This is a genomic window from Streptomyces griseofuscus (genome assembly GCF_014673495.1).
Taxonomy (GTDB): Bacteria; Actinomycetota; Actinomycetes; order Streptomycetales; family Streptomycetaceae; genus Streptomyces; species Streptomyces murinus.
Window position 1 is genome coordinate 4,628,620 of sequence record NZ_CP051006.1, and the last position, 22,243, is coordinate 4,650,862.

21 protein-coding genes and 2 pseudogenes are annotated in these 22,243 nt (G+C 72.6%); 13 read left to right on the forward strand and 10 right to left on the reverse strand.

Annotation, left to right across the window (positions count from 1 at the left end; all coding sequences use genetic code 11):
• Positions 1–18 precede the first annotated feature (18 nt).
• Genes HEP81_RS20680 through HEP81_RS20690 form a run of 3 tightly spaced genes read left to right on the forward strand, consistent with a single transcriptional unit; the run spans position 19 to position 3,313 of the window.
• Positions 19–2,109: a HelD family protein gene (locus HEP81_RS20680; protein ID WP_037653431.1), complete on the forward strand. Its 2,091-nt coding sequence runs from the start codon at positions 19–21 to the stop codon at positions 2,107–2,109.
• Between the two features lie 27 nt (positions 2,110–2,136).
• Positions 2,137–2,790 (forward strand): RraA family protein, encoded by a 654-nt coding sequence (locus HEP81_RS20685; protein WP_051850015.1) that lies wholly within the window; start codon positions 2,137–2,139, stop codon positions 2,788–2,790.
• Between the two features lie 46 nt (positions 2,791–2,836).
• A complete protein-coding gene (locus HEP81_RS20690) occupies positions 2,837–3,313 on the forward strand; it encodes an HAD domain-containing protein (RefSeq protein ID WP_037653429.1) in 477 nt (158 codons plus the stop codon).
• A gap of 3 nt (positions 3,314–3,316) precedes the next feature.
• On the opposite strand, the gene HEP81_RS20695 is transcribed toward HEP81_RS20690, so the two are convergent.
• Complete coding sequence (locus HEP81_RS20695; RefSeq protein WP_037653428.1) at positions 3,317–5,686, reverse strand: ATP-binding cassette domain-containing protein; 2,370 nt, start codon at positions 5,684–5,686, stop codon at positions 3,317–3,319.
• A 95-nt stretch (positions 5,687–5,781) separates the two neighbouring features.
• Between HEP81_RS20695 and HEP81_RS20700 the strand changes: the two genes are divergently transcribed.
• Complete coding sequence (locus HEP81_RS20700) at positions 5,782–7,026, forward strand: MFS transporter (protein WP_167739840.1); 1,245 nt, start codon at positions 5,782–5,784, stop codon at positions 7,024–7,026.
• 6 nt (positions 7,027–7,032) lie between these two features.
• Here the strand turns inward: HEP81_RS20700 and HEP81_RS20705 are convergent, their stop codons facing one another.
• Positions 7,033–7,626, reverse strand: a complete 594-nt coding sequence (locus tag HEP81_RS20705) for a CGNR zinc finger domain-containing protein (protein ID WP_037653427.1) — start codon at positions 7,624–7,626, stop codon at positions 7,033–7,035.
• Positions 7,627–7,738: 112 nt separating this feature from the next.
• Between HEP81_RS20705 and HEP81_RS20710 the strand changes: the two genes are divergently transcribed.
• Positions 7,739–8,623, forward strand: coding sequence for an alpha/beta fold hydrolase (locus HEP81_RS20710; protein WP_421673934.1), 885 nt, complete (start codon positions 7,739–7,741; stop codon positions 8,621–8,623).
• Here the strand turns inward: HEP81_RS20710 and HEP81_RS20715 are convergent.
• A pseudogene (locus tag HEP81_RS20715) lies at positions 8,598–9,060 on the reverse strand (nucleotidyltransferase family protein). The gene HEP81_RS20710 and the pseudogene HEP81_RS20715 sit on opposite strands and share 26 nt — an antisense overlap.
• Complete coding sequence (locus tag HEP81_RS20720) at positions 9,060–9,596, reverse strand: NUDIX hydrolase (RefSeq protein WP_078967235.1); 537 nt, start codon at positions 9,594–9,596, stop codon at positions 9,060–9,062. Before HEP81_RS20720 ends, HEP81_RS20715 begins: the two are co-directional and overlap by 1 nt.
• 104 nt (positions 9,597–9,700) lie before the next feature.
• Between HEP81_RS20720 and HEP81_RS20725 the strand changes: the two genes are divergently transcribed.
• The 3 genes from HEP81_RS20725 to HEP81_RS20735 all read left to right on the forward strand — a co-directional run bounded on the left by HEP81_RS20725 (position 9,701) and on the right by HEP81_RS20735 (position 11,272).
• A complete protein-coding gene (locus HEP81_RS20725) occupies positions 9,701–10,132 on the forward strand; it encodes a helix-turn-helix domain-containing protein (RefSeq protein WP_051850004.1) in 432 nt (143 codons plus the stop codon).
• A 79-nt stretch (positions 10,133–10,211) separates the two neighbouring features.
• The gene (locus HEP81_RS20730; RefSeq protein WP_037653526.1) at positions 10,212–10,814 is read left to right on the forward strand and encodes an ATP-grasp domain-containing protein; all 603 of its coding nucleotides are present in this window, start codon (positions 10,212–10,214) and stop codon (positions 10,812–10,814) included.
• A 113-nt stretch (positions 10,815–10,927) separates the two neighbouring features.
• Positions 10,928–11,272 carry a DUF2516 family protein gene (locus tag HEP81_RS20735; protein WP_037653424.1) on the forward strand — a complete coding sequence of 115 codons (345 nt, stop codon included), beginning with the start codon at positions 10,928–10,930 and terminating at the stop codon, positions 11,270–11,272.
• Positions 11,273–11,343: 71 nt separating this feature from the next.
• On the opposite strand, the gene HEP81_RS20740 is transcribed toward HEP81_RS20735, so the two are convergent.
• From HEP81_RS20740 to HEP81_RS20750, 3 genes are all read right to left on the reverse strand, one after another.
• Positions 11,344–12,639 carry a PP2C family protein-serine/threonine phosphatase gene (locus tag HEP81_RS20740; protein WP_037653423.1) on the reverse strand — a complete coding sequence of 432 codons (1,296 nt, stop codon included), beginning with the start codon at positions 12,637–12,639 and terminating at the stop codon, positions 11,344–11,346.
• Positions 12,640–12,986: 347 nt separating this feature from the next.
• The gene (locus tag HEP81_RS20745; RefSeq protein ID WP_037653421.1) at positions 12,987–14,072 is read right to left on the reverse strand and encodes a C40 family peptidase; all 1,086 of its coding nucleotides are present in this window, start codon (positions 14,070–14,072) and stop codon (positions 12,987–12,989) included.
• A gap of 214 nt (positions 14,073–14,286) precedes the next feature.
• Positions 14,287–15,102: an SAM-dependent methyltransferase gene (locus HEP81_RS20750; RefSeq protein WP_078967233.1), complete on the reverse strand. Its 816-nt coding sequence runs from the start codon at positions 15,100–15,102 to the stop codon at positions 14,287–14,289.
• A gap of 183 nt (positions 15,103–15,285) precedes the next feature.
• Between HEP81_RS20750 and mshA the strand changes: the two genes are divergently transcribed.
• Together mshA and HEP81_RS20760 are read left to right on the forward strand one after the other, a co-directional pair.
• Complete coding sequence (gene mshA, locus HEP81_RS20755) at positions 15,286–16,623, forward strand: D-inositol-3-phosphate glycosyltransferase (protein WP_037653525.1); 1,338 nt, start codon at positions 15,286–15,288, stop codon at positions 16,621–16,623.
• Positions 16,616–17,116, forward strand: coding sequence for a type III secretion system chaperone family protein (locus tag HEP81_RS20760; RefSeq protein ID WP_037653419.1), 501 nt, complete (start codon positions 16,616–16,618; stop codon positions 17,114–17,116). The genes mshA and HEP81_RS20760 overlap by 8 nt, the downstream gene beginning before the upstream one ends.
• 44 nt (positions 17,117–17,160) lie before the next feature.
• Here HEP81_RS20760 and HEP81_RS20765 read toward each other — a convergent pair whose 3' ends face one another.
• Positions 17,161–18,009 carry a helix-turn-helix transcriptional regulator gene (locus tag HEP81_RS20765; RefSeq protein WP_051850012.1) on the reverse strand — a complete coding sequence of 283 codons (849 nt, stop codon included), beginning with the start codon at positions 18,007–18,009 and terminating at the stop codon, positions 17,161–17,163.
• Positions 18,010–18,013: 4 nt separating this feature from the next.
• Between HEP81_RS20765 and HEP81_RS20770 the strand changes: the two genes are divergently transcribed.
• Positions 18,014–18,523: a DUF2000 domain-containing protein gene (locus HEP81_RS20770; RefSeq protein ID WP_037653523.1), complete on the forward strand. Its 510-nt coding sequence runs from the start codon at positions 18,014–18,016 to the stop codon at positions 18,521–18,523.
• Between the two features lie 91 nt (positions 18,524–18,614).
• Here the strand turns inward: HEP81_RS20770 and HEP81_RS20775 are convergent, their stop codons facing one another.
• Both HEP81_RS20775 and HEP81_RS20780 read right to left on the reverse strand, forming a co-directional pair.
• Positions 18,615–19,088 (reverse strand): carboxymuconolactone decarboxylase family protein, encoded by a 474-nt coding sequence (locus HEP81_RS20775; protein WP_037653417.1) that lies wholly within the window; start codon positions 19,086–19,088, stop codon positions 18,615–18,617.
• A 98-nt stretch (positions 19,089–19,186) separates the two neighbouring features.
• Positions 19,187–20,449, reverse strand: coding sequence for an MDR family MFS transporter (locus HEP81_RS20780; protein WP_051850002.1), 1,263 nt, complete (start codon positions 20,447–20,449; stop codon positions 19,187–19,189).
• Between the two features lie 223 nt (positions 20,450–20,672).
• On the opposite strand from HEP81_RS20780, the gene HEP81_RS20785 reads away from it, so the two are divergent.
• Both HEP81_RS20785 and HEP81_RS20790 read left to right on the forward strand, forming a co-directional pair.
• Complete coding sequence (locus HEP81_RS20785; protein WP_037653415.1) at positions 20,673–21,434, forward strand: phosphoglyceromutase; 762 nt, start codon at positions 20,673–20,675, stop codon at positions 21,432–21,434.
• Between the two features lie 153 nt (positions 21,435–21,587).
• Positions 21,588–22,071: pseudogene (locus tag HEP81_RS20790) on the forward strand (DUF4265 domain-containing protein).
• The last annotated feature ends 172 nt before the right edge of the window (positions 22,072–22,243 follow it).

Below are 22,243 nucleotides of genomic sequence, written 5' to 3' on the forward strand. Positions count from 1 at the left end.
TGTCGTACGCTGGGTGGCATGACGTCACGCCCCGCCCTCACCGACGCCCTGCGCGCCGAGCGCGCCCATCACGACGACTGCCGGACCGCTCTCGCCGCGATGATCGAGGGCGCCGCGGAGCAGGTCGTCATCGGCGAGGACGTCTCCGCCTCCGGCGCCGACGCGGAGGTCCTCGGCTACCAGCTGCGCAGCCAGGCCAAGGCACTGCGCGAACTCCCGCCGGGGCCCCTGTTCTTCGGCCGCCTGGACTTCGCCCGCGACCACCCCGAGCACGGCGGGCTCCCCTTCCACCTCGGACGGCTGCGCATCACCGAGCGCCCCGCCGCCCCGCCCCTGGTGGTCGACTGGCGGGCCCCCGTCTCCCGCGCCTTCTACCAGGCGAGCGTCCGTGATCCGCAGGGCGTGGCGGTACGGCGGCGGTTCGGCTGGGCGCCGGGCAGCACCGGGGACACGGCGGACCTCACGGGCTTCGAGGACGAGCACCTGGGGGACGGGGCCGAGCCCTCGGGGGCCGGCCTCCCGGGGGCCGGTTCTTCGGAGGACGGGTCCGGGGCCGGGGCGCTCCGGCCGGACGGCATCGTCGCCCGTGAGCTGGAGCGCCCCCGTGTCGGCCCCATGCGGGACATCGCCGCCACCATCCAGCCCGAGCAGGACGACCTCGTACGCGCCGCCCTCGCCGACTCGGTGTGTGTGCAGGGCGCCCCCGGCACCGGCAAGACCGCCGTCGGACTGCACCGCGCCGCGTACCTGCTCTACACCCACCCCAAACGGCTCCAGCGCGCCGGACTGCTGATCCTCGGCCCCAACCGCACCTTCCTCGCCTACATCTCCGAGGTGCTGCCCGCGCTCGGTGAGAGCGGCGTGCGCCAGTCCACCCTGCTGGACGAGATCGCCCGCCACCCGGTCACCGGCACCGACCCGGTGCCCACGGCCGCCCTCAAGCACGACCCCCGCCTGGCCGAGGTACTGCGCCGGGCGCTGTACGCGCATGTCAGCACGGACGGGGTGAGCGACCTCGCGGTGCCCGACGGCTCCTACCGCTGGCGGGTGCGCGCCGCCGAACTCGCCGCGATCGTGAGGGGGGTGCGCGCCGAGGAGCCGCCGTACGCCGTCGGCCGCGAGCGGGTGCGCACCCGGGTGGTACGACGACTGCGCGCGCTCGCCGAACGGCGCTCCGGGGTGCTGCCGGCCGCCTGGGTGCGGCGCATGGAGCACGCCCGGCCGCTCACCGCCCAGCTCGACCTGGTGTGGCCGAAGGTCCGCCCGGAGGAGGTGCTGGCCCAACTGCTCACCGACAAGGAGGCGTTGGCGCGTTCGGCGCGCGGGCTCCTGGAACCCGGCGAGCAGGAGGCGCTGTTGTGGGCGCGTCCGCCGCGCTCGTTCAAGTCCGCCCGCTGGTCGGCCGCCGACCTGGTCCTGCTGGACGAGCTGTCCGGGCTGATCGAACACCCCGAGAGCTACGGGCACATCGTGGTGGACGAGGCGCAGGACCTCTCGCCGATGGAGTGCCGGGCCATCGCCCGCCGGGCGGTCTTCGGCTCGCTGACCGTCCTCGGCGACCTCGCCCAGGGCACCGCGCCATGGGCCGCCCGCGACTGGTCCGCACAGCTGCGCCATCTCGGCCGGCCGGACGCGGCGGTGGTGTCGCTGACCACCGGGTTCCGGGTGCCGGCGGCGGTCGTCGGCCTGGCCAACCGGCTGCTGGCCCGTCTGGAGGTGGCGGTACCGCCCGCCCGGTCCCTGCGCGCCGACGGGGAGTTGACCCTGCACCCGGCCGAGGACGTCCTCGCCACCACGGTCGCCGCCGCCCGCCGCGCCCTCACCCGGGAGGGCTCGGTCGGGGTGATCGCGGCCGACCCGGATGTGCCCGCGGTGGCCCGCGCCCTCACCGACGCGGGCCTCGATCCGGCCGCCCCCGACGCCCTCGGCGCCCGGCTGACCCTCGTCCCCGCGAGCGTGGCCAAGGGCCTGGAGTACGACCATGTCATCGCGGTGGAACCGGCCGCCGTGGCCGAGGCGGAGGAGCGGGGCGCGCACCGGCTGTACGTGGTGCTGACCCGGGCGGTGTCTCGCCTGGACGTGGTGCACGGGCGTCCACTGCCGTTCTGAGCGGGCGCGGTGGGTAGCGTGCAGCACATGACCGAACTCGCCGAACACGCCGATGACGTACCGGACTTCGAAGCCTACCGGGACATTCCCACCACCACCCTCGCCGATCTGCTCGGGGTGGAGCAGGTCATGGACATCGGGATACGGCCGCTGTGGGGGCCGGTGCCCCGGGTGGCCGGACCGGCGTTCACCGTGAGCTGCCCGCCCGGCGACAACCTCATGCTGCACGCCGCCGTCCACCGGGCCGCCCCCGGCTCGGTGATCGTGGTCGAGTCCGGGGACCTGCGGTACGCCCTGGCCGGCGGCAACGTCTGCGCCGTGGCCCAGCGGCACGGCATCGCCGCCTTCGTCGCCGACGGAGTGATCCGCGATCTCGCCGAGGTGCGTGACCTGGGCTTCCCCGTCTTCGCCCGGGGCATCGTGCCCATCCCGGGCGTCAAGGAGATCGCGACACCCTTCGGCCTCCCCGTGCGCTGCGGGGGCGTACGGATCGAGGCCGGCGACGTGGTCGTGGCCGACGAGGAGGGCGTGGTCACCGTCCCTGCCACCCGCGCCCCCGCCGTCCTCACCGCCGCCCGCGCCAAGCTGGCCGAGGAGGCGGCCGAGACCCTGGACGACTGGGAGTCGGCCCACCGGACGCGGATCGAGGAGATCCTGAAGGCGCGGGGGTTCGAGGGGTGAGGTGAGAGGGCGCCTTCGGTCGCCCCGGGGGCGATCCTGGACGGTGATGCTGCTCTTCCTCGATGTCGACGGCCCGCTCATCCCGTTCGGGGCGGCGGACCACGCGTACCCGGTCCACGAGGGCCCGCCCGTGCCCGTCGTCGAACACCCCTTGCTCACCCGTGTCGACCCGGCGCTCGGCCACCGTCTCGCCGCCCTGGGCTGCGAGCTGGTGTGGGCCACCACCTGGATGGACGAGGCCAATGCCGTGGTCGCGCCCTGGCTTGGGCTGCCCGCGCTGCCCGTCGTGCGGTGGCCGGACGAGGACGGACCGCCCGGTCCGCCGCACTGGAAGACCCGCCCGCTGGTCGACCGGGCCGCGGGACGGCCCTTCGTCTGGGTGGACGACGAGATCGGTGAGGCCGACCGCGCCTGGGTCGCCGTACACCACCCGGGGCCCGCGCTCCTGCACTGGGTGGACCACCGGTACGGCCTGACGGAGGCCGACTTCCGGGTCCTCGAAGAGTGGCTCGCGGCGCGCTGAGGCTCACGCCCCCACGTACTCCGCCAGATGCTCCCCGGTGAGCGTCGAGCGGGCCGCGACCAGGTCGGCCGGGGTGCCCTCGAAGACGATCCGACCGCCGTCGTGTCCGGCGCCCGGGCCGAGGTCGATGATCCAGTCGGCGTGGGCCATGACCGCCTGGTGGTGCTCCACCACGATGACCGACTTGCCGGAGTCCACCAACCGGTCGAGCAGCGCGAGGAGTTGGTCGACATCGGCCAGATGGAGTCCGGTGGTCGGCTCGTCCAGGACGTAGACGCCGCCCTTGTCGGCCATGTGCGTGGCCAGCTTCAGCCGCTGCCGTTCACCGCCGGACAGCGTGGTGAGCGGCTGCCCGAGGGTGAGATAGCCGAGGCCGACATCGGCGAGGCGGCCGAGGATCCGGTGCGCCGCCGGGGTGTGCGCCTCGCCCGCGCCGAAGAACTCCGCCGCCTCGGCCACCGGCATCGCCAGCACCTCGCTGATGTCCCGCCCGCCGAGCCGGTACCGCAGCACCGACGCCTCGAACCGCCTGCCCTCGCACTCCTCGCACGTCGTGGCCACCCCGGCCATCATCGCCAGGTCGGTGTAGACGACGCCCGCACCGTTGCAGTTCGGGCAGGCGCCCTCCGAATTGGCGCTGAACAGCGCGGGCTTGACCCCGTTGGCCTTGGCGAACGCCTTGCGGATCGGGTCCAGCAGCCCGGTGTACGTCGCCGGGTTGCTGCGCCGCGAACCGCGGATCGGCGCCTGGTCGACCGATACGACATGCTCCCCGGCCGGGATCGACCCGTGCACCAGCGAACTCTTCCCCGACCCGGCCACTCCGGTGATCACGGTCAGCACCCCGAGCGGGATGTCCACGTCGACACCGCGCAGATTGTGCGTCGTGGCACCGCGGATCTCCAGCGCGCCGGTGGGCTCGCGCACCGTCTTCTTCAGCGCGGCCCGGTCGTCCAGATGGCGTCCGGTGAGGGTGCCCGCGGTCCGCAGCCCCGCGAGGTCGCCCTCGTAGCAGACCGTGCCGCCCGCGGTGCCCGCCCCGGGCCCGAGGTCCACCACATGGTCGGCGATCGCGATCACCTCGGGCTTGTGCTCCACAACGAGCACCGTGTTGCCCTTGTCGCGCAGCCGCAGCAGCAGGCCGTTCATCCGCCGCACGTCGTGCGGGTGCAGTCCGACGGAGGGCTCGTCGAAGACGTACGTCACATCGGTGAGCGAGGAGCCGAGGTGCCGGATCATCTTCACGCGCTGCGCCTCGCCGCCCGACAGCGTGCCCGAGGGCCGGTCCAGCGAGAGATAGCCGAGGCCGATCTCCACGAACGAGTCGAGGGTGCCCCGCAGCGAGTCCAGCAGCGGCGCGACGGACGGCTCGGTCAACTCCCGTACCCAGGCGGCCAGATCGCTGATCTGCATCGCACACGCGTCCGCGATGCTGATCCCCGCGATCTTCGAGGAGCGGGCCGCCTCGGTCAGCCGGGTGCCGTCGCAGTCCGGACACACCGTGAAGGTGACCGCCCGGTCCACGAACTCCCGGATGTGCGGCTGCATCCCCTCCCGGTCCTTGGCCAGCATCGACCGCTGGATGCGCGGGATCAGACCCTCGTAGGTCATGTTGATCCCGGCGATCTTCATCCGGGTCGGCTCGCGGTGCAGGAAGTCGGCCAGCTCCCGCTTGGTGTACGAGCGGATCGGCTTGTCCGGATCCATCAGGCCGGACTCGGCGTACAGGCGGTGGTTCCAGCCGCCCGCCTTGTAACCGGGCACGGTCAGCGCGCCCTCGTTCAGCGACTTGCCCTCGTCGTACAGCTGGGTGAGGTCGAGGTCGGTGACGGTGCCCCGGCCCTCGCAGCGCGGGCACATGCCGCCCGTGATGCTGAAGCTGCGCCGCTCCTTGACCTGCCGCCCGGCCCGCTCCACGGTGACCGCGCCGGCGCCGCTGATCGAGGCCACGTTGAAGGAGAACGCCTTGGGCGAGCCGAGGTGCGGGGTGCCGAGCCGGCTGAAGAGGATGCGCAGCATGGCGCCCGCGTCGGTGGCGGTGCCGACGGTGGAGCGCGGGTCGGCGCCCATCCGCTGCTGGTCCACGATGATCGCGGTGGTCAGCCCGTCCAGGACGTCCACCTCGGGCCGCGCGAGCGAGGGCATGAAGCCCTGCACGAACGCGCTGTACGTCTCGTTGATCAGCCGCTGCGACTCCGCGGCGATGGTGTCGAACACCAGCGAGCTCTTGCCGGAGCCGGACACCCCGGTGAACACCGTCAGCCGGCGCTTGGGGATCTCGACGCTGACGTCCTTGAGGTTGTTCTCGCGGGCTCCGTGCACCCGGATCAGGTCATGGCTGTCGGCGGCGGGGGCGGCATTGGCGGCGTCCATGCGGGCCACGGTAGCCGGGGGCGCGGAAGAACCGCTTCTTCGATTCTGACCGGTTCCGGCGTGTGCCCTCCCGGCCGCCCCTAAGCTGCGCGCCCGTGACGCTGTCTTCGAGCAAACCCCTCCCGGACGAGACCGCCGTACCGCTGTGGCGGGACACCCGCTTCACCCTCCTCCTCGGCGCACGGGTCGTCTCCGTGCTGGGCAACGGCTTCGCCCGTGTGGCCCTCGCCTTCGCCGTGCTCGCGCTGCCCGGCGCGAGCCCCGGCCGGCTGTCGCTCGTCCTGGCCTGTCAGGCGCTGCCGCAGCTGCTGTTCGTGCTGGTGGGTGGGGTGATCGCGGACCGGATGTCCCGCTCGGCGCTGATGGCCCTGGCCGATGTGCTCGGGGCGGGGGCGTACGGCGCGCTGGCCGCGATGGTGCTGACGGGCGTGGCCCCGCTGCCCGCGCTGTGCGCCCTCGCCGTCCTGGCCGGCACCGCGACGGCCCTGTTCGCGCCCGCCTCCGAGGGCCTCGTCCCGCTCCTCGTCCCCAAGGACCGCCTCCAGCGCGCCAACGGTCTGCTGCGGATGGGCACCAACACCTCCCTGCTGCTGGGCCTGTCCCTGTCCGGCGTGACGGTGGGGGCGGTGGGCGCGGGCTGGGCGCTCGCGCTGAACGCCGTCTCCTTCGTGGTCAGCGCGGCTCTGACGGCCCGGCTGCGGGTGCCAAGGCGCCCGCGCGGCAGCTCCTCCGGCTGGACCGAACTGAAGGAGGGCTGGCGGGAGTTCGCCTCCCGGCAGTGGCTGTGGGTGGTGGTCGCGCAGTACGCCCTCGTGGTCGCCGCGCTCAACGCCAACGCGGGGGTCCTGGGGCCGCTGATGGCCACACAGCACCTGGGCGGCGCGCGGTCGTGGTCGGTGATCGTGGCCGCCCAGGCGATCGGCACCGTCGCGGGCGCGGGCCTGGCCGCCCGGGTACGGGTCTCCCGCCCCCTCCTCGTGGCCGTCCTGTGCACCTTCCCGGCCGCCGTTCCGGTCGCCCTGCTGGCGCTCGCGGCCCCGCTCTGGGCGATCGTCCTCGCGATGTTCGCCTCGGGTCTCGCGAGCGATGTCTTCGGCGTCCTGTGGGCCACGACCATCCACCGCGAGGTCCCCGAGCACGCCCTGTCCCGGGTCAGCTCCTACGACTGGTTCGGCTCCCTCTCCTTCGCCCCGCTGGGCCTCCTGGTGGCGGGCCCCACGGCGACGGCGGTGGGCACGGGACGGGCGCTCGCGGGCTGCGCGGCACTGATCACCCTGGCGACGGCGGCGGCACTGCTCTCCCCGCAGGTGCGGAACATGCGGAGCCCACAGGGAAGTTGACCCGCCTCAGCGCCGGGGCTCCCGCGCCGCGCTGTGCCGCTGGTAGTAACGGGCGACCCGGGCCCGGTTGCCGCAGCGGGCGGGGGAGCACCAGCGGCGGCGGGGGTGCGAGGGCAGGAAGACCATCACACAGCCGTCCGCCTCGCACTCCTTGAGCCTGCCGATCGCCGGGTCGGTGAGCAGCTCGACCGCGGCCTCGGCCAGGGCCGCGGCCACCCGGACACCGAGCGGGCCGGTGCGGCGGGGGACGGCCGTGACGGTCGTACCGTCCCAGCCGAGTTCCCGCGCGGCCGGCGCGGCCCGCTGGGCCTCGGTGAGCCCGCGCAGGGCGGCGGCGGGGGGCTCGGCCGCGTCCAGCAGCGCCCGTACGACGGCCTCGGTGTGCCCCCGTACGGCGTGCACGGGAACCAGATCACCGACCCCCGGCTCCTCGCCCTCCTCCGCGTGGCCCTCCTTCAGCCGGTCCGCCTCCAGCTCCAGCCACCGGGACAGCTGCCGGGGCGTGCCGAGCAGATCCACCCGGCCGTCGCCACTCAGCGGACGGGTGTTGACCAGATCCAGGGCCAGGGCCTCGCCGGTCAGCGGTTCGCTCTCAGACATGCGCCTAATGCTAACTCCACCGTTTGACACATTAGTCCGGTGGGGTTTCACTGGCTGTGCGTACTGTCTAATGCATCTCTTCTTGAAAGAGGCATGTGAAATGTCTGACGCCGTGAGTACTCTCCCCCTCCCGTCCCGGACCGCCCACCGCTTCGTCGAGGTCGACGGGGTGGACGTCTTCTACCGGGAGTCCCTGCCCGAGCGGGCCGACGCCCCGGTGCTGCTGCTCCTGCACGGCTTCCCGTCGGCCTCGCATCAGTTCCGCCGGCTGATCGACACCCTCGGCGCCGACTACCGGCTGATCGCCCCGGACTACCCGGGCTCCGGGCACACCGTGGTCCCGGACGGGTTCACCTACTCCTTCGACCGGCTCGCCGACATCGTCGAGGGCTTCACCGAGCGCCTGGGGCTGACCCGTTTCGCGATGTACCTCTTCGACTTCGGCGCCCCGGTCGGCTTCCGTCTGGCGCTACGGCATCCGGAGCGGATCGCGGGGCTGGTCGTGCAGAACGGCAACGCGTACGAGGAGGGGCTGTCGGACGCGGCCCGGGCGTTCACCGAGCTCGCCCCCGACGCCCCGGGCGCCGAGCAGGCCGTACTCGACCTGCTCAGCCCCGATTCGGTCCGCGCCCAGTACGAGGGCGGCACCGCCGACCCCGAGCTGATCGCCCCCGAGGGCTGGCTGCTCGACCAGCACTTCCTGGACCTGCCGGGCCGCCGCGAGGCGCAGCGCGCGCTGTTCTACGACTACAAGAACAACGTCGCCGCGTACCCCGCATGGCAGGCATGGCTGCGCGAGCACCGGCCCCCGACCCTGATCACCTGGGGAACCGGCGACCCCTTCTTCCTCACCCCCGGCGCCCGCGCCTACCTGCGCGACCTGCCCACCGCCGAACTCCACCTGTTCGACACGGGCCACTTCGCCCTGGAGGACCACCTGCCCCGGATCGCCCCCCTGATCGCCGCCTTCCTCACCCGCTCCACGGCAACACCGTGAGCTCCGGCCATTCCCCCGCCCACCGCGCCGCCTTGGCCTCGTACACCTCCCGCGGCGCGAGCACCGGATGGGGCCGCAGAACAAGGCTGAACACATCGTCGAGCCCGCACGGCGCATAGAGGACCCACTCCCCACCGGTCTCCAGCCGCACCCCCAGACAGCGGGCCGTCGCCGCGAACGAGTCGATGGCGCCCTCCACCGACCGGTACGGCGGACAGGGCACCCCGGACTTCCGCCCGTACCAGAGGCGCAGGCCTCCCGGTCATCGCATTCCACACCGTCTGAAACAGACACCCTGCCGTCAGGTACCACCCGGGCAACCCCATCCCCGCGGCCCTGCCCAGCACCTCGACCAACACCGCATTGCGCCCCAGCACCTCCCGCAACCGCTCCTGCTCGCCACCCGAAAGCCGCCCTCCCCTGGTTCCGCCCGGCATCACTGACCCGTCTCGCTGCTCGGCGGCGAGAGTCGCGCGGTCCGGAAGGCGAGATAGCGGCCGAAGACTTCGTGGCTGTCGGGGGTGAAGCGCCACTCCTGCAGGGCCGACCGCAGTTCCGGCTCGGTCAGCCGGCCGTGCCAGGCGACCTCGGCGGGATCGGGGACCACGGCGTCCGGCACCACGGCCTCGTGCACGCCGAGCCAGTGCGGGCTCAGGCCGCTGCGGTTGACGAACGTGAACAGCAGGCGCGGCAGCGCACGGATGCCCAGCTCTTCGGCCAGCTCCCGCGCGGCGGCCTGTTCGTAGGACTCGCCGGCCTTCACCGCGCCACCGACCACGACCTCATGGAGCCCGGGGAAGCGCGACAGCCGCTCCGACCGCCGGTGGACGAGGACCCGGCCACGCCCATCACGGCACACCGTCACGGCGACCCGATGCAGCCACCCCTCCCGGACGGCCTCCCGACGGCTGACCACCCCCAGCACGCGATCCCGACCGTCGACACGCTCCACCAGTTCAGCCACGCCGCACACCCTGGCAGAGCCCACCGACAACGCCGCCGGCCGTCCCCGACACCCGGCACACTATTGCAAGCGCCTGCTTGCAATTGTTAGCGGAGGTGGGGCATGGTGGAGGCATGGCATCGCTGAACGTCGGCAATCTCGGTGAGTACCTGCGCGAACAGCGGCGAAACGCCCAGCTGTCGCTGCGGCAGCTCGCCGAGGCGGCCGGGGTGTCCAATCCGTATCTGAGCCAGATCGAGCGCGGGCTGCGCAAGCCGAGCGCGGAGGTGTTGCAGCAGGTCGCCAAGGCCCTGCGGATCTCCGCCGAGACGCTGTACGTCCGCGCCGGCATCCTCGACGCCGAGCGGGACCGGGACGACGTGGAGACGCGCGCCGTCATCCTCGCCGATCCCTCGCTCAACGAGCGGCAGAAGCAGGTGCTGCTCCAGATCTACGAGTCCTTCCGCAAGGAGAACGGATTCGGGGCCGGCGAACCCGCGGACGCGGACGGCACGGAGCAGGGAACGGACGACGACGATGCAGGCTCGCGGCGGACGGCCGGCTGACGCCGGACCAGGGCACCGGGCGCCCACCGCGAACCACACCACCTCAGCCGAACGCGAGATCCGGGAGGACCTGATCACCATGGCCATCACCGACGACCTGCGCAAGACCCTCAGCGACCCGACTCCGCTCTACTTCGCCGCCGGTACCGCCGACCTCGCCCTCCAGCAGGCCAAGAAGGTGCCCGCGCTGGTCGAGCAGCTGCGCGCCGAGGCCCCGGCCCGGATCGAGAAGGTGCGCGGCACCGACCCGAAGGCCGTCCAGGAGAAGGCCACCGCCCGGGCCAAGGAGGCCCAGGAGACCCTTCAGACCAAGGTCACCGAGCTGATCGGCGGCTTCGACGTCGACCTGAAGAAGCTCGGCGAGCAGGCCCAGGACCTCGCCCTGCGCGGCGTGGGCGTCGCCGCCGAGTACGCCGTCAAGGCCCGCGAGACCTACGAGAAGGTCGCCGAGCACGGCGAGGCGGCCGTGAAGACCTGGCGCGGCGAGGCCGCCGAGGACATCGAGGAACTGGCCATCGCCGTCGAGGGCAAGGCGGAGCCCGTCGAGGTCAAGGACGAGGCCGGCCGGCCCAAGGTCGCCACGCCCGAGGCCGCCGCGGAGAAGAAGGCCGCCGCCCGGAAGGCCGCCCCGACCGTCCGCAGGAACTCCACCACGAAGAAGCCCACCCCGCCGGCCAAGTGACCGCGCGGGCGGCGGCGGGCCGGGCATCTTTGGGGTGTCCGGCCCGTTCCGCCCGTTCTATGGGTACGGTTGCGGCGTAGGGACCGAGCGGCGGAACAGGGGCGGTGGCAAGCATGCTGATGTTGGGCTTCGCGGGGTTCATGGGGATCCTGAAGATCGTCCTCATGGCCCTGGCCGCGTTCGCGCTCGTCGACGCCGCGGTGCGGCGCGAGGACGCCTTCCGCGCGGCCGACAAGCAGAACAAGGTCTTCTGGCTGATCATCCTGGGCCTTGCCCTGGTCGCCAGCGTGATCTTCTCGGTCCTGGCCATCCTGCCGATCGCCGGCGCCGTGGCCAGCATCGTCTACATCGTGGACGTACGCCCCGCGCTCAAGCACGTCACGGGCGGCGGAGGCTACGGCCGTCGCCGCGGCAGCAGCAGCGACGGTCCGTACGGGCCGTACAACGGCGGCCGCTAGCACCACCGCGGTCGGCGGGCCGCCCCCCGGGTACCGGCGGCCTACGCCGTCCGGTCCCCCCGGGTACCGGCCTACGCCGTCCGGTCCAGCAGGACGACCGCCACGTCGTCCGCCAGCTCGCCCTCGTTGAGCCGGCGCACCTCCTGCACCGCGGCCCGCAGCAGCTCCTCGCCCCGCAGGCCCTCGGCGAGCTGGCGGCGGATCATCTCCACCATGCCGTCCTGGCCGAGCCGCTCCCCGCCGGCCCCGACGCGCCCCTCGATCAGCCCGTCGGTGTAGAGCATCAGGCTCCACTCGGCGCCCAGCTCCACCTGCATCCGCGACCAGCGCGCCCCGGGCAGCATCCCGAGGGCGGGGCCGTTGTTGTCGTACGGCAGCAGCCGCGCCGGTACGCCGGGGCGCACCAGCAGCGGTGCCGGATGGCCGGCCAGACACAGGCCCGCGTGGCGGCCGTCGGGCGCGATGTCCACCGTGCACAGCGTCGCGAAGATCTCCTCGTCCGGGCGCTCGTGCTCCAGCACCTCCTGGAGGGTGCCCAGCAGCTCGTCGCCGCACAGCCCCGCGAGGGTGAGCGCCCGCCAGGCGATCCGCAGCTCCACGCCGAGCGCCGCCTCGTCCGGGCCGTGCCCGCAGACATCGCCGATCATGGCGTGCACCGTGCCGTCGGGGGTGCGCACGGCGTCGTAGAAGTCGCCGCCGAGCAGCGCGCGCGAGCGGCCCGGACGGTACCGGGCGGCGAATCGCAGCGAGGAGCCGTCGAGCAGCGGCGTGGGCAGCAGTCCCCGCTCCAGGCGCCGGTTCTCCTGCGCCCGCAGCCGGCTCTCGGTGAGCCGGCGCTCCGCGGTGTCGGATCGTTTCCGCTCCACCGCGTACCGGACGGCGCGGCTGAGCAGCCGGCTGTCCAGCTCGTCCCGGACGAGGTAGTCCTGCGCGCCGACGCGCACCGCCTCCGCGCCGCGCTCGGCGTCGCCGGAGCCGGTCAGGGCCAGCACGGCATGCCGGGGCGCGAGCTGGAGGACGTGGTGCAGCACGGCCAGCTCGTCGTCGGTGTCGCTGCCGCCCGGCGCGGGCAGCGCCAGGTCCAGCAGGATGCAGTGAACGTCATCGGTGAGCAGCCGCTCGGCCTCGGTGAGGTTGCGGGCGGTGCGGACCCGGACCGGCTTGCCGGCCGAGTCCAGCAGTTCGGGCACGATCGGCGAGCCGACCGGGTCGTCCTCGATCAGCAGCAGGGTGAGAGTGGCGCCGCTCGTGGGCGCGGCGTCGCGGTGGGCCTCTTCCTTGAGGGGGCCGCCGACGGCGCCGGCGGCCTGCGCCTGACCACTCTCCACGGCCGGGATCGCTCTCTGCCGCGGTACGGGTACGGGCATCGTCTGGGTTCCTTCCCTCCCCCCGAGGGCACGGCGGTGTCGAGGGTCTCGACCCACCGACGGGTGACCCTAGCGGGTGGGGCCACCTCGATGGAATGGTGTGAGCCGCGTCGCTCTGGCGCAGGCCACCGTCATATGCCGCTTTCCGTACCGCAGTTGGACAGCGCGCGGGGCCTCCGGGGATGACGAAGCTCACGTCCTGCCCCGGTTTGCACGGGGGTTGGCGGTGGAGTGGGTCACATGACCCGCGTCACCGGGGCGAAAGCCGTATAACGCAGGTCACGCGACGCGCCTCACACCCCCCGCCGCGGGCGGCCGACGCCCCCGCCCCGAGCGGCCCGACGGCCTCACGCGTCAGGTCGTACGACCCCCAGGATCGGCATCGAACCCGCGCCCGCGACCGTCACCGAGCGCCCCGGACGCGGCGCCTGGATGATCGCGCCGTCCCCTATGTACAGGGCGACATGGCTGGCGTCGTCGAAGTAGATGACGAGGTCGCCGGGCCGCATGTCCTTGACGTCGATGTGCTTGAGCTGCTTCCACTGCTCCTGGGAGGTGCGCGGGATGGGGCGGCCGGCCGCGGCCCATGCCTGGGAGGTCAGCCCCGAGCAGTCGAAGGAGTCCGGGCCCGCGGCGCCCCATACATACGGCTTGCCGAGCTGGGCGGTGGCGAAGGCCACGGCCTTCTCGCCCGCCGCGGACGCCTTGCCGTGGATCCGGTCGAGGATGCCGGTGTCCAGCCAGGCGGTCTGCGCCTTCAGCGCGGCCTTCTGCTCCAGCTGCGCGAGCCGCTGCCGCTGCTTCTCCTCCAGCGACGACTCCAGCTTCTTCGCGGCGTCGATCTGCTGCTGGATCTTCTTCTTGGCGCTCGCCTTGGCCTTGCGGTCGGTGTCCAGCTTCTTCCACTGGGCGGCCGCGTCGGAGGCGTAGTCCTGCAACTGCTGCTGGGTGTCGGTGCGTTCGCCGATCAGATGGTTGGCCGCCTGCTGGCTCTGGAGGACCAGACCGGCGCCGTCCAGGAACTGGTCCGGGTCGTCGCTGAGCAGGAACTGGGCGGTGGGCGGCACCCCTCCGGTGCGGTACTGCTCCCGGGCCGCCGCGCCCGCCTGGTCCTTGAGCTGGGCGAGCTTGCGCTGCCCGGCCACGATCTTCTTGGCCAGCGAGACGAGCTCGGCGGACTGCTTCTTCGTCTTCTCCTCCGCCGCGTTGTACGCGTCGGTGGCCACGGCCGCGTCGTGGTAGAGCTTGTCCAGCTTCTCGCGGACCTGCTCAAGGTCCTTGTCCGGCAGGGGTTTCGGGCTCGTGCCGGCCGCCGGACCGGTGTCCTGCGGGGGTGCAGGCGCGGCGAGCGCCGTCCCGGGGGCCGCGAGTACGGCCACCGCGCAGACCACGGTCAGGGCGGCCGCGAGCAGACCGCGCTTGCCCGTACCCATATCTACCCCCCAGCTGATTTACCGTCAGTAACTTACGAACGCCTGAGGGATCGTGCCACGGCCGCGCGCAAAGCGACAGAGGCCATGAGGAAAGTCCGATTTCCCCCACACCCGGCCATGGCGGCGATCACCTCGCCCATGTGACGAACGGCGCCCGGAGATCGTTCCGTTGCCCGCCACCCGAAGGGGTGGTTTCAACCGTTCCGGCCGGCGATCAGCCCTGCGGCGCCAACGCCCCCCACGCCACCGTCACTTCACCCTGCCGCCAGCGGGCCGGCGCGTCCGTCACCGGCCAGTCCGCGGTGAGGGCGCGCACCGTGCGCAGCCAGCGCTGCCGGGCCCCGTACGCGGCGTACGGCGCGGCCGCCGCCCAGGCGCGGTCGAAGTCGCGCAGGAAGGTGTGCACCGGCTCGCCCGGGACATTGCGGTGGATCAGCGCCTTCGGCAGCCGTTCGGCGAGGTCGGAGGGGCGGTCCAGGGAGCCGAGCCGGGTGGCGAAGGTGACGGTCCGCGGCCCCTCGGGCCCGAGCGCCACCCAGACGTGCCGCCGCCCGATCTCGTCGCAGGTCCCCTCGACCAGCAGCCCCCCGCGCGAGCCGTCGCCCGCCGGGGCCAGCCGCGCGCACAGCCGCTCCCAGACGGCGGCGACCTGGTCCTCGTCGTACTGGCGCAGCACGTTCGCCGCGCGGATCAGCAGTGGCCGTCCGGGTACCGGGACCTCGAAGCCGCCGTGCCGGAAGACCAGCCCCTCGCGCTCGTACGGCTGCGCCGCCGCGACCCGCTCCGGCTCGATCTCGATGCCGACGACCCGGGTGCGGGGGGCGGCGGTGCGCAGCCTGCCGAGCAGTTCCACGGCGGTCCAGGGGGCGGCGCCGTACCCGAGGTCGACGGCGACCGGCTCGGCGGCGCGGCGCAGCTCGGCGCCGTGGACGGCCGCGATCCAGCGGTCCATGCGGCGCAGCCGGTTGGGGTTGGTGGTGCCGCGCGTCACGGTCCCCACGGGACGGCGGGCGGATGCGCGGGTTGCCATGAGTACGAGGGTAAAGGGGGTCGGGGACGGGACAGGCCGGAGACCGGGTTGAGCCAATAAAGGTAATGATTCGGTAAAGCGGCTTGTTCCGGAAATGGCCGGCACCCCGCCCGCTGTTGCACCCCCTTGGAGGGCGCAGGCGAGTCCTCCGTCCGGCATGCCCGCAGCAAGGAGGACCGCCACGTGAGCCAGTACGCCAGCAGGCTCGGGCGCCGCTCCCCGTCCGCCGCGCCCCGGCTACGGCTGCTCCGCAGGCCCCGCAGGGTCGCGATGCTCTCCGTGCACACCTCTCCCCTGCACCAGCCCGGTACCGGCGACGCGGGCGGTATGAACGTCTACATCGTGGAGCTGGCCCAGCGGCTCGCCGCGATCGGCATCGAGGTGGAGGTCTTCACCCGGGCCACCGCGGGCGATCTGCCGCCCACCGTCCAGCTCGCCCCCGGCGTCCTGGTCCGGCACGTCGACGCGGGCCCCTACGAGGGCCTCGCCAAGGAGGAGCTGCCCGCCCAGCTGTGCGCCTTCACGCACGGCGTGATGCAGGCCTGGGCCGGCCACCGCCCCGGCTACTACGACCTGGTCCACTCCCACTACTGGCTCTCCGGCCATGTCGGCTGGCTCGCCGCCCAGCGCTGGGGCGTCCCCCTGGTGCACGCCATGCACACCATGGCCAAGGTCAAGAACGCCAATCTGGCCGCGGGCGACCGCCCCGAGCCCGCCGCCCGGGTCATCGGCGAGACCCAGATCGTCGCCGCCGCCGACCGGCTGATCGCCAACACCGACGACGAGGCCGGTGAACTGGTCCGGCACTACGACGCCGACCCCGGCGCGGTCGCCGTCGTCCACCCCGGCGTCAATCTGGAGCGCTTCCGCCCCGCCGACGGCCGGGCCGCCGCCCGCGCCCGCCTCGGCCTGCCCCAGGACGCCCTGATCCCCCTCTTCGCGGGCCGCATACAGCCCCTGAAGGCCCCGGACGTGCTGCTGCGCGCGGTCGCCGTCCTTCTCGACGAGCGCCCCGAGCTGCGCTCCAAGATCCTCGTGCCGGTCGTCGGCGGCCCCAGCGGCAGCGGCCTCGCCAAGCCCGAGGGGCTCCAGAAGCTGGCCGCCCGGCTCGGCATCGCGGATGTCGTACGGTTCCGCCCGCCCGTCGGCCAGGAGCAGCTCGCGGACTGGTTCCGGGCCGCGTCCGTGCTGGTCATGCCGTCCTACAGCGAGTCCTTCGGGCTGGTCGCCATCGAGGCGCAGGCGGCCGGCACCCCGGTGCTCGCCGCCTCGGTCGGCGGGCTGCCGGTGGCGGTGCGCGACGGCGAGACCGGCTTCCTGGTCGAGGGGCACGAACCGGCCGACTACGCGCGCGTCCTCGCCCGGTTCGCCGACGAGCAGGCCCTCACCGCGCGCATGGGCGACGCCGCCGCCCGGCACGCCCGGTCCTTCGGCTGGGACGCGGCGGCCGCGGCGACCGCCGACGTCTACACGGCCGCGACCCAGTCGTACCGCCGTCGCGTACGCTCCCACCATGGGTGATGTCGAGAAGGCAGGGCAGGTCCTGGCGGCCGTCTTCCAGGACGCCGAACTGGAGTGGGAGAACCCCGAGAGGGGGACCTACGTGGTCAAGCTGCCCGGCACCCACAAGCTGTCCACGACCGTCTCCTTCCTCGTCGGCCGGCACTCCCTCTCGCTCAACGCCTTCGTCGTGCGCCACCCCGACGAGAACGAGTCGGGCGTCCACCGCTGGCTCCTGGAGCGCAACCTCAAGCTGTACGGCGTGAGTTACGCCGTCGACCGCCTCGGCGACGTCTACGTCACCGCTCGCCTCCCGCTCGCCTCCGTCACCCCCGACGAGATCGACCGCCTCCTCGGACAGGTCCTGGAGGCGGCCGACGGCGCCTTCAACTCCCTGCTGGAGCTGGGCTTCGCGACCTCCATCCGCAAGGAGTACGCCTGGCGCGTCTCCCGCGGCGAGCCCACCCGCAACCTGGACGCCTTCAAGCACCTCATCGAGCGCCCGGCCGAGTGAGCCACCGGAAGGGGCGCGGCACCCGGCCGAGTGGGCCGTGCGGGCTACGGCGTCCGGTGCGCCCCGCTCCGATAGCGGCCAGGCGGCACTCCGACCAACTTCCGGAAGTGGCGGGTGAGATGGGCCTGGTCGTAGAACCCGGTCAGGGCCGCCACCTCGCCCGGCGGCAGCCCGTCCAGCAGCAGCCGGCGGGCCCGGCCGACCCGACGTGACATCAGATACTGGTGCGGCGCGATGCCGTACGCACCGCTGAACGCCCGTACGAGATGGGCGGGATGGGCGCCCAGCAGCCCGGACGCCTCCGTCAGCGAGATGCCGTCGGTGAGCCGGGAGTCCAGCAACTCCCTGAGCTTGCGGGCGAGTCGCGGATCCCGGCGCGGGCTCGACGGCTCGACGCGCCGTCGCAGATGCCCCCGCAGCCGCTCCCCGACGAGGGTCAGCCTGCTCTCCGCCTCCAGTTCGTCGCCGGGCCGGGCGAGAGCCGCGTGCAGCTGTCCGACCCGCAGCCGCAGCACGGGGTCGCGCAGATCGGGATCGTCGACGGCCGCCCCGATCAGCTCCTCGCCGAGCCGGCTGCTGTCGAGGTAGACGACCCGCTTGCGGAAGCCGCCGGGGGTCGCGGGGGACCCGTTGTGCGGCACATGCGGGGGCAGCAGGCTGACCGTGTCGAGCGGGGTGCCGTGCGCGTGCCGGTCGAGGTCGTAGCGGACCGCACCGTCGTCCACGATGAGCAGCGTCCACGCGTCATGGACATGCATCGGGTAGGCGTACTCGGTGAAATGGGCGTGGAAGACCTCGGTGACGCCCGGCACCCGGGGGCGCCACGCGGTCACTTCCTCGCCCGGGGCTCCGCGCGCGGACCCGTTCGCGGAGCTGCTCGTGGCCCTGTTCATGGCCATGCAAACAACGTACAAGACGCCGCCGTGCCGGGATCGGCAGTCTCGTCCCATGAGCACCTCGACCCCCGCCCCGGTCCCCTTCGAACCCGCCGAGCCCATCCGGTTCGACACCAAGATCGCCGTACTGCTGCGCGCCGACCTGGCCTCCTGGCAGCGGCTGAACGTCACCGCGTTCCTGGTCAGCGGCCTCGGCGCGACGCTGCCCGAGGTGGTCGGCGAGCCCTACGAGGACGCGGACGGCGCCCGCTACCTGCCCATGTTCCGGCAGCCGGTGCTGGTCTTCGAGGGCGAGAAGGAGACCCTGCGCGCGGCTCACGGGCGGGCGCTCGGCCGGGCCCTGCCCTGCGCGGTGTTCACCGCGGACCTGTTCGCCACCGGCAACGACCGCGACAACCGCGCGGCGGTGCGCGCCGTACCGACGGCCGATCTGGATCCGGTCGGGCTCGCGGTGTACGGCCCGCGGGGCGGGGTGGACAAGGTGCTGAAGGGGGCGCGCATGCATCCCTGACGCACGCGCGCCCCCTTCAGCGGGTGCGGCCAGGGGAGGTGCGGCCGGACCCCCGTACCGACCGCCTCCCCTCCGCCACGGTCCGCCGCGGTCAGTCGAACATGCCGGGCTGGTAGTCGCCCGCGGGCTGCCGGACGATGACGTTCACGCGGTTGTACAGGTTGATGACGGCGATCAGGCCGACGAGGGCGGTGAGCTGCTCCTCGTCGTAGTGCCGGGCGGCCTCCGCCCAGGCCTCGTCGGTGACCCCGCCGGCCGCGTCCGCGATCCGGGTGCCCTGCTCGGTGAGCTCCAGCGCGGCGCGCTCGGCCTCCGTGAACACCGTGGCCTCGCGCCAGGCGGCGACCAGATGGAGCCGCTGCGTGCTCTCCCCGGCGGCCTCGGCGTCCTTGCTGTGCATGTCGGTGCAGAACCCGCAGCCGTTGATCTGGCTGGCCCGGAGCTTCACCAGCTCCTGCGTCGCGGCCGGGAGGGTGGAGTCCGACAGCACCTTCCCGGCCGAGTTGACGTACTTGAGGAACTTGCCGGCGACGGGGTTGGTCATCAGGTTCAGACGGGCGTCCATGGTGATGCGCTCCTGTGTGGGTCGTCATGCTCGTTGCTGGCTACACCTCATGGACGGAGCGGACGCGAGGAATGTGACAGGGCTGAATGTGACCCCGGTCACGCGGCCGGGGCGGGCTCCGGAGCGGTGTCACCGGCGGCGACCACGGGGCTGTCCGCGCCTTTGCCGACCTCCAGTCCGCGCATCAGCAGGGCGTAGCCGAGCCCGGCGACCATCCCCAGGACGGCGCAGCCGCCCCACAGCCACTTCGCCCCGAACCGGTCGATGACCTGCCCGGACATCAGCGGCGCGACCAGGGCGGCGACGGACCAGGACAGGCTGTACATGCCCTGGTAGCGGCCGCGGCCGTGGACGGGGGAGAGGCGGACGACGAGACCGGTCTGGGTCGGCGCGTTGACGATCTCGGCGAGCGTCCACACGCAGACGGTGGCCATGAAGACACCGACGGACCCGGCGAAGGCGGTGAGCCCGAAGCCGTACCCGGCGAGGAGCGAGGAGACGACGAGCAGGGTGCGCGGGTCGCGGTGCTCGATGAACCGGGTGACGGGGATCTGGAGGGCGACGATCAGGACGCCGTTGACGGCGATGGCGAGGCCGTAGTCGGCGGGCGTGAACCCGGCGCGGCCCATGGCGACCGGCAGGGCGACATCGCCTTGCAGGAAGATCAGGGCGACGAGGAAGGACAGCCCGACGACGGCCATGTAGCGCCCGTCGCGCAGCACGGTGCCGAGGCTGACCTGGGGCTCGTCCTTGTGGACCGGGGCGCTGGGCCGTGACTCGGGCACCTTCAGGAAGACGACGAGCGCGCAGACGGCCGTCATACCGGCCTCGATCAGGAACCCGGCGAGATAGCTGAACTCGGCGATGAAGCCGGCGGCCGCGGCGGAGACGGCGAACCCGAGGTTGATGGCCCAGTAGTTGAGCGAGAAGGCCCGCACCCGGTCCTCGGGCCGCACGATGTCGGCCATCATCGCCTGCACGGCCGGCCGGGAGGCGTTGGACGCCATGCCGACGAGGAAGGCGACACCGGCGATGGCGACCGGGTCGGTCATGAACCCGAGCAGCGCGACGGAGGCGGCGGTGGCCGACTGGGCGACGAGCAGGGTGGGCCGCCGCCCGATGCGGTCGGCCATCACCCCGCCCAGGAGGGCGGAGACGACCCCGCCCAGCCCGAGCAGGGCGGCGACGAGCCCGGCGTACGAGGCGGAGTAGCCGCGGTCGAGGGTGAGGTAGAGGGCCATGAAGGTGGCCACGAAGGCGCCGAGCCGGTTGACGAGGGTGCTGGTCCACAGCCACCAGAACTCACGGGGGAGCCCGGACACGGCTTCCCTGGCAGCGCGTCCGAGACGGGCGGCGGGCATGAGGGGACCCCCTGGAGCGGTAAGTGACCGATGCTGGATCGGTAAGTGCCTGATGGTGCTTGCACAACTTACTCAGAGGGTCTGACATCGACCAACGGATTAACCGCCGCCGAGCGGGCGCTCCCCTCACCGCCCCCTCACCGCTCCCTCCCCGCCCTCCTCCCCATCCCGCCCACCGGTCGCCCGCGTCGGCGCCCGGGGGCCGTCGATTACGCTCTGAGGCATGGCCGACGCACCGTACAAGCTGATCCTCCTCCGCCACGGCGAGAGCGAGTGGAACGCGAAGAACCTGTTCACCGGCTGGGTGGACGTCAACCTGAACGAGAAGGGCGAGAAGGAGGCAGTCCGCGGTGGCGAACTCCTGAAGGACGCCGACCTCCTGCCCGACGTGGTCCACACGTCCCTCCAGAAGCGCGCGATCCGCACCGCCCAGCTGGCCCTTGAGGCCGCGGACCGCCACTGGATCCCGGTCCACCGCAGCTGGCGCCTGAACGAGCGCCACTACGGCGCCCTCCAGGGCAAGCACAAGGCCGCCACGCTGGCCGAGTTCGGCGAGGAGCAGTTCATGCTCTGGCGCCGCTCGTACGACACCCCGCCGCCGCCGCTGCCGGACGACTCGGAGTTCTCCCAGTTCGACGACGCGCGCTACGCGACCCTCCCGCCGGAGCTGCGCCCGAGGACCGAGTGCCTGAAGGACGTCGTCGTCCGGATGCTCCCCTACTGGTACGACGCGATCGTCCCGGACCTCCTGACCGGCCGCACGGTCCTCGTCGCCGCCCACGGCAACTCCCTGCGCGCCCTGGTCAAGCACCTTGACGGCATCTCCGACGCCGACATCGCGGGCCTGAACATCCCCACGGGCATCCCCCTCGCCTACGACCTCGACTCCGACTTCAAGCCCGTCACCCCGGGCGGCAAGTACCTCGACCCGGCCGCGGCCGCGGCGGCGATCGAGGCGGTCAAGAACCAGGGCAAGAAGAAGTAAGTTTCGTGATCATGCCCCCGACCTGCGCGTATGGCGCAGATCGGGGGCATTTTTGCGGCATGGTCCACTGCGGGCCCTGCCCCGGTGCCTGCGGTTGAAGCAGAACAGAGGTGCCTCTGAACCGGTGCGGCAGGACAGTGCATTGTGGGCGCCATGACGAACCCGGAGGGCCCGTACGTGAAGGTGCACTTCCGGCTTGGATCGAGAGCGACTGGCCCCCGGCGGCGGTGGAGAGTCTGTGGGCGGTCGATCAGGGTGACGGCACCGCACGGCTCGACAACATCCCATGGTCGTACGTGGCATCGCCTGTGGGGACGTCGTGGTCACCGAGCCCGATGAGGAGGGCGTGCGATGGGCCGGCGAGGTGGTGCGGCGCTCCGACAACTGCACCATTCGCCTCATCGTGCTCCGAGACAGCGGCTCGGGAGCTGCGCGGCAGAGCGTGATCAACGCGTTCAAAGAGCTCGGTGTCGATGGAGAGGGCATCGAGAGGTTCGGCATGGCCGCCCTGGACGTCCCGCCCGCCGCCGACTTCGCCAAGGTCCAAAAGCTGCTCAGGCACGGCGTGGCCAAGGAATGGTGGCACATGGAAGAAGGGCGCGTCACCGAGCGATGGCGGGCCGCGTCCGGTAACTGACGTCGTCCACGTGAGCCATGGCTGGGCCGTTCGAGGTGGCTCGGCAGGGGCCAAAGGCGGTCTATGTGGACCGCATCGTTCAGCTTCCGAGGGGACGCCCGGCTCTTTGGTCAAGAGTCGGATCCCCTATGGATCCCGTTCGGGAAAGACCCTGGATCGCTGGGCCGGGACT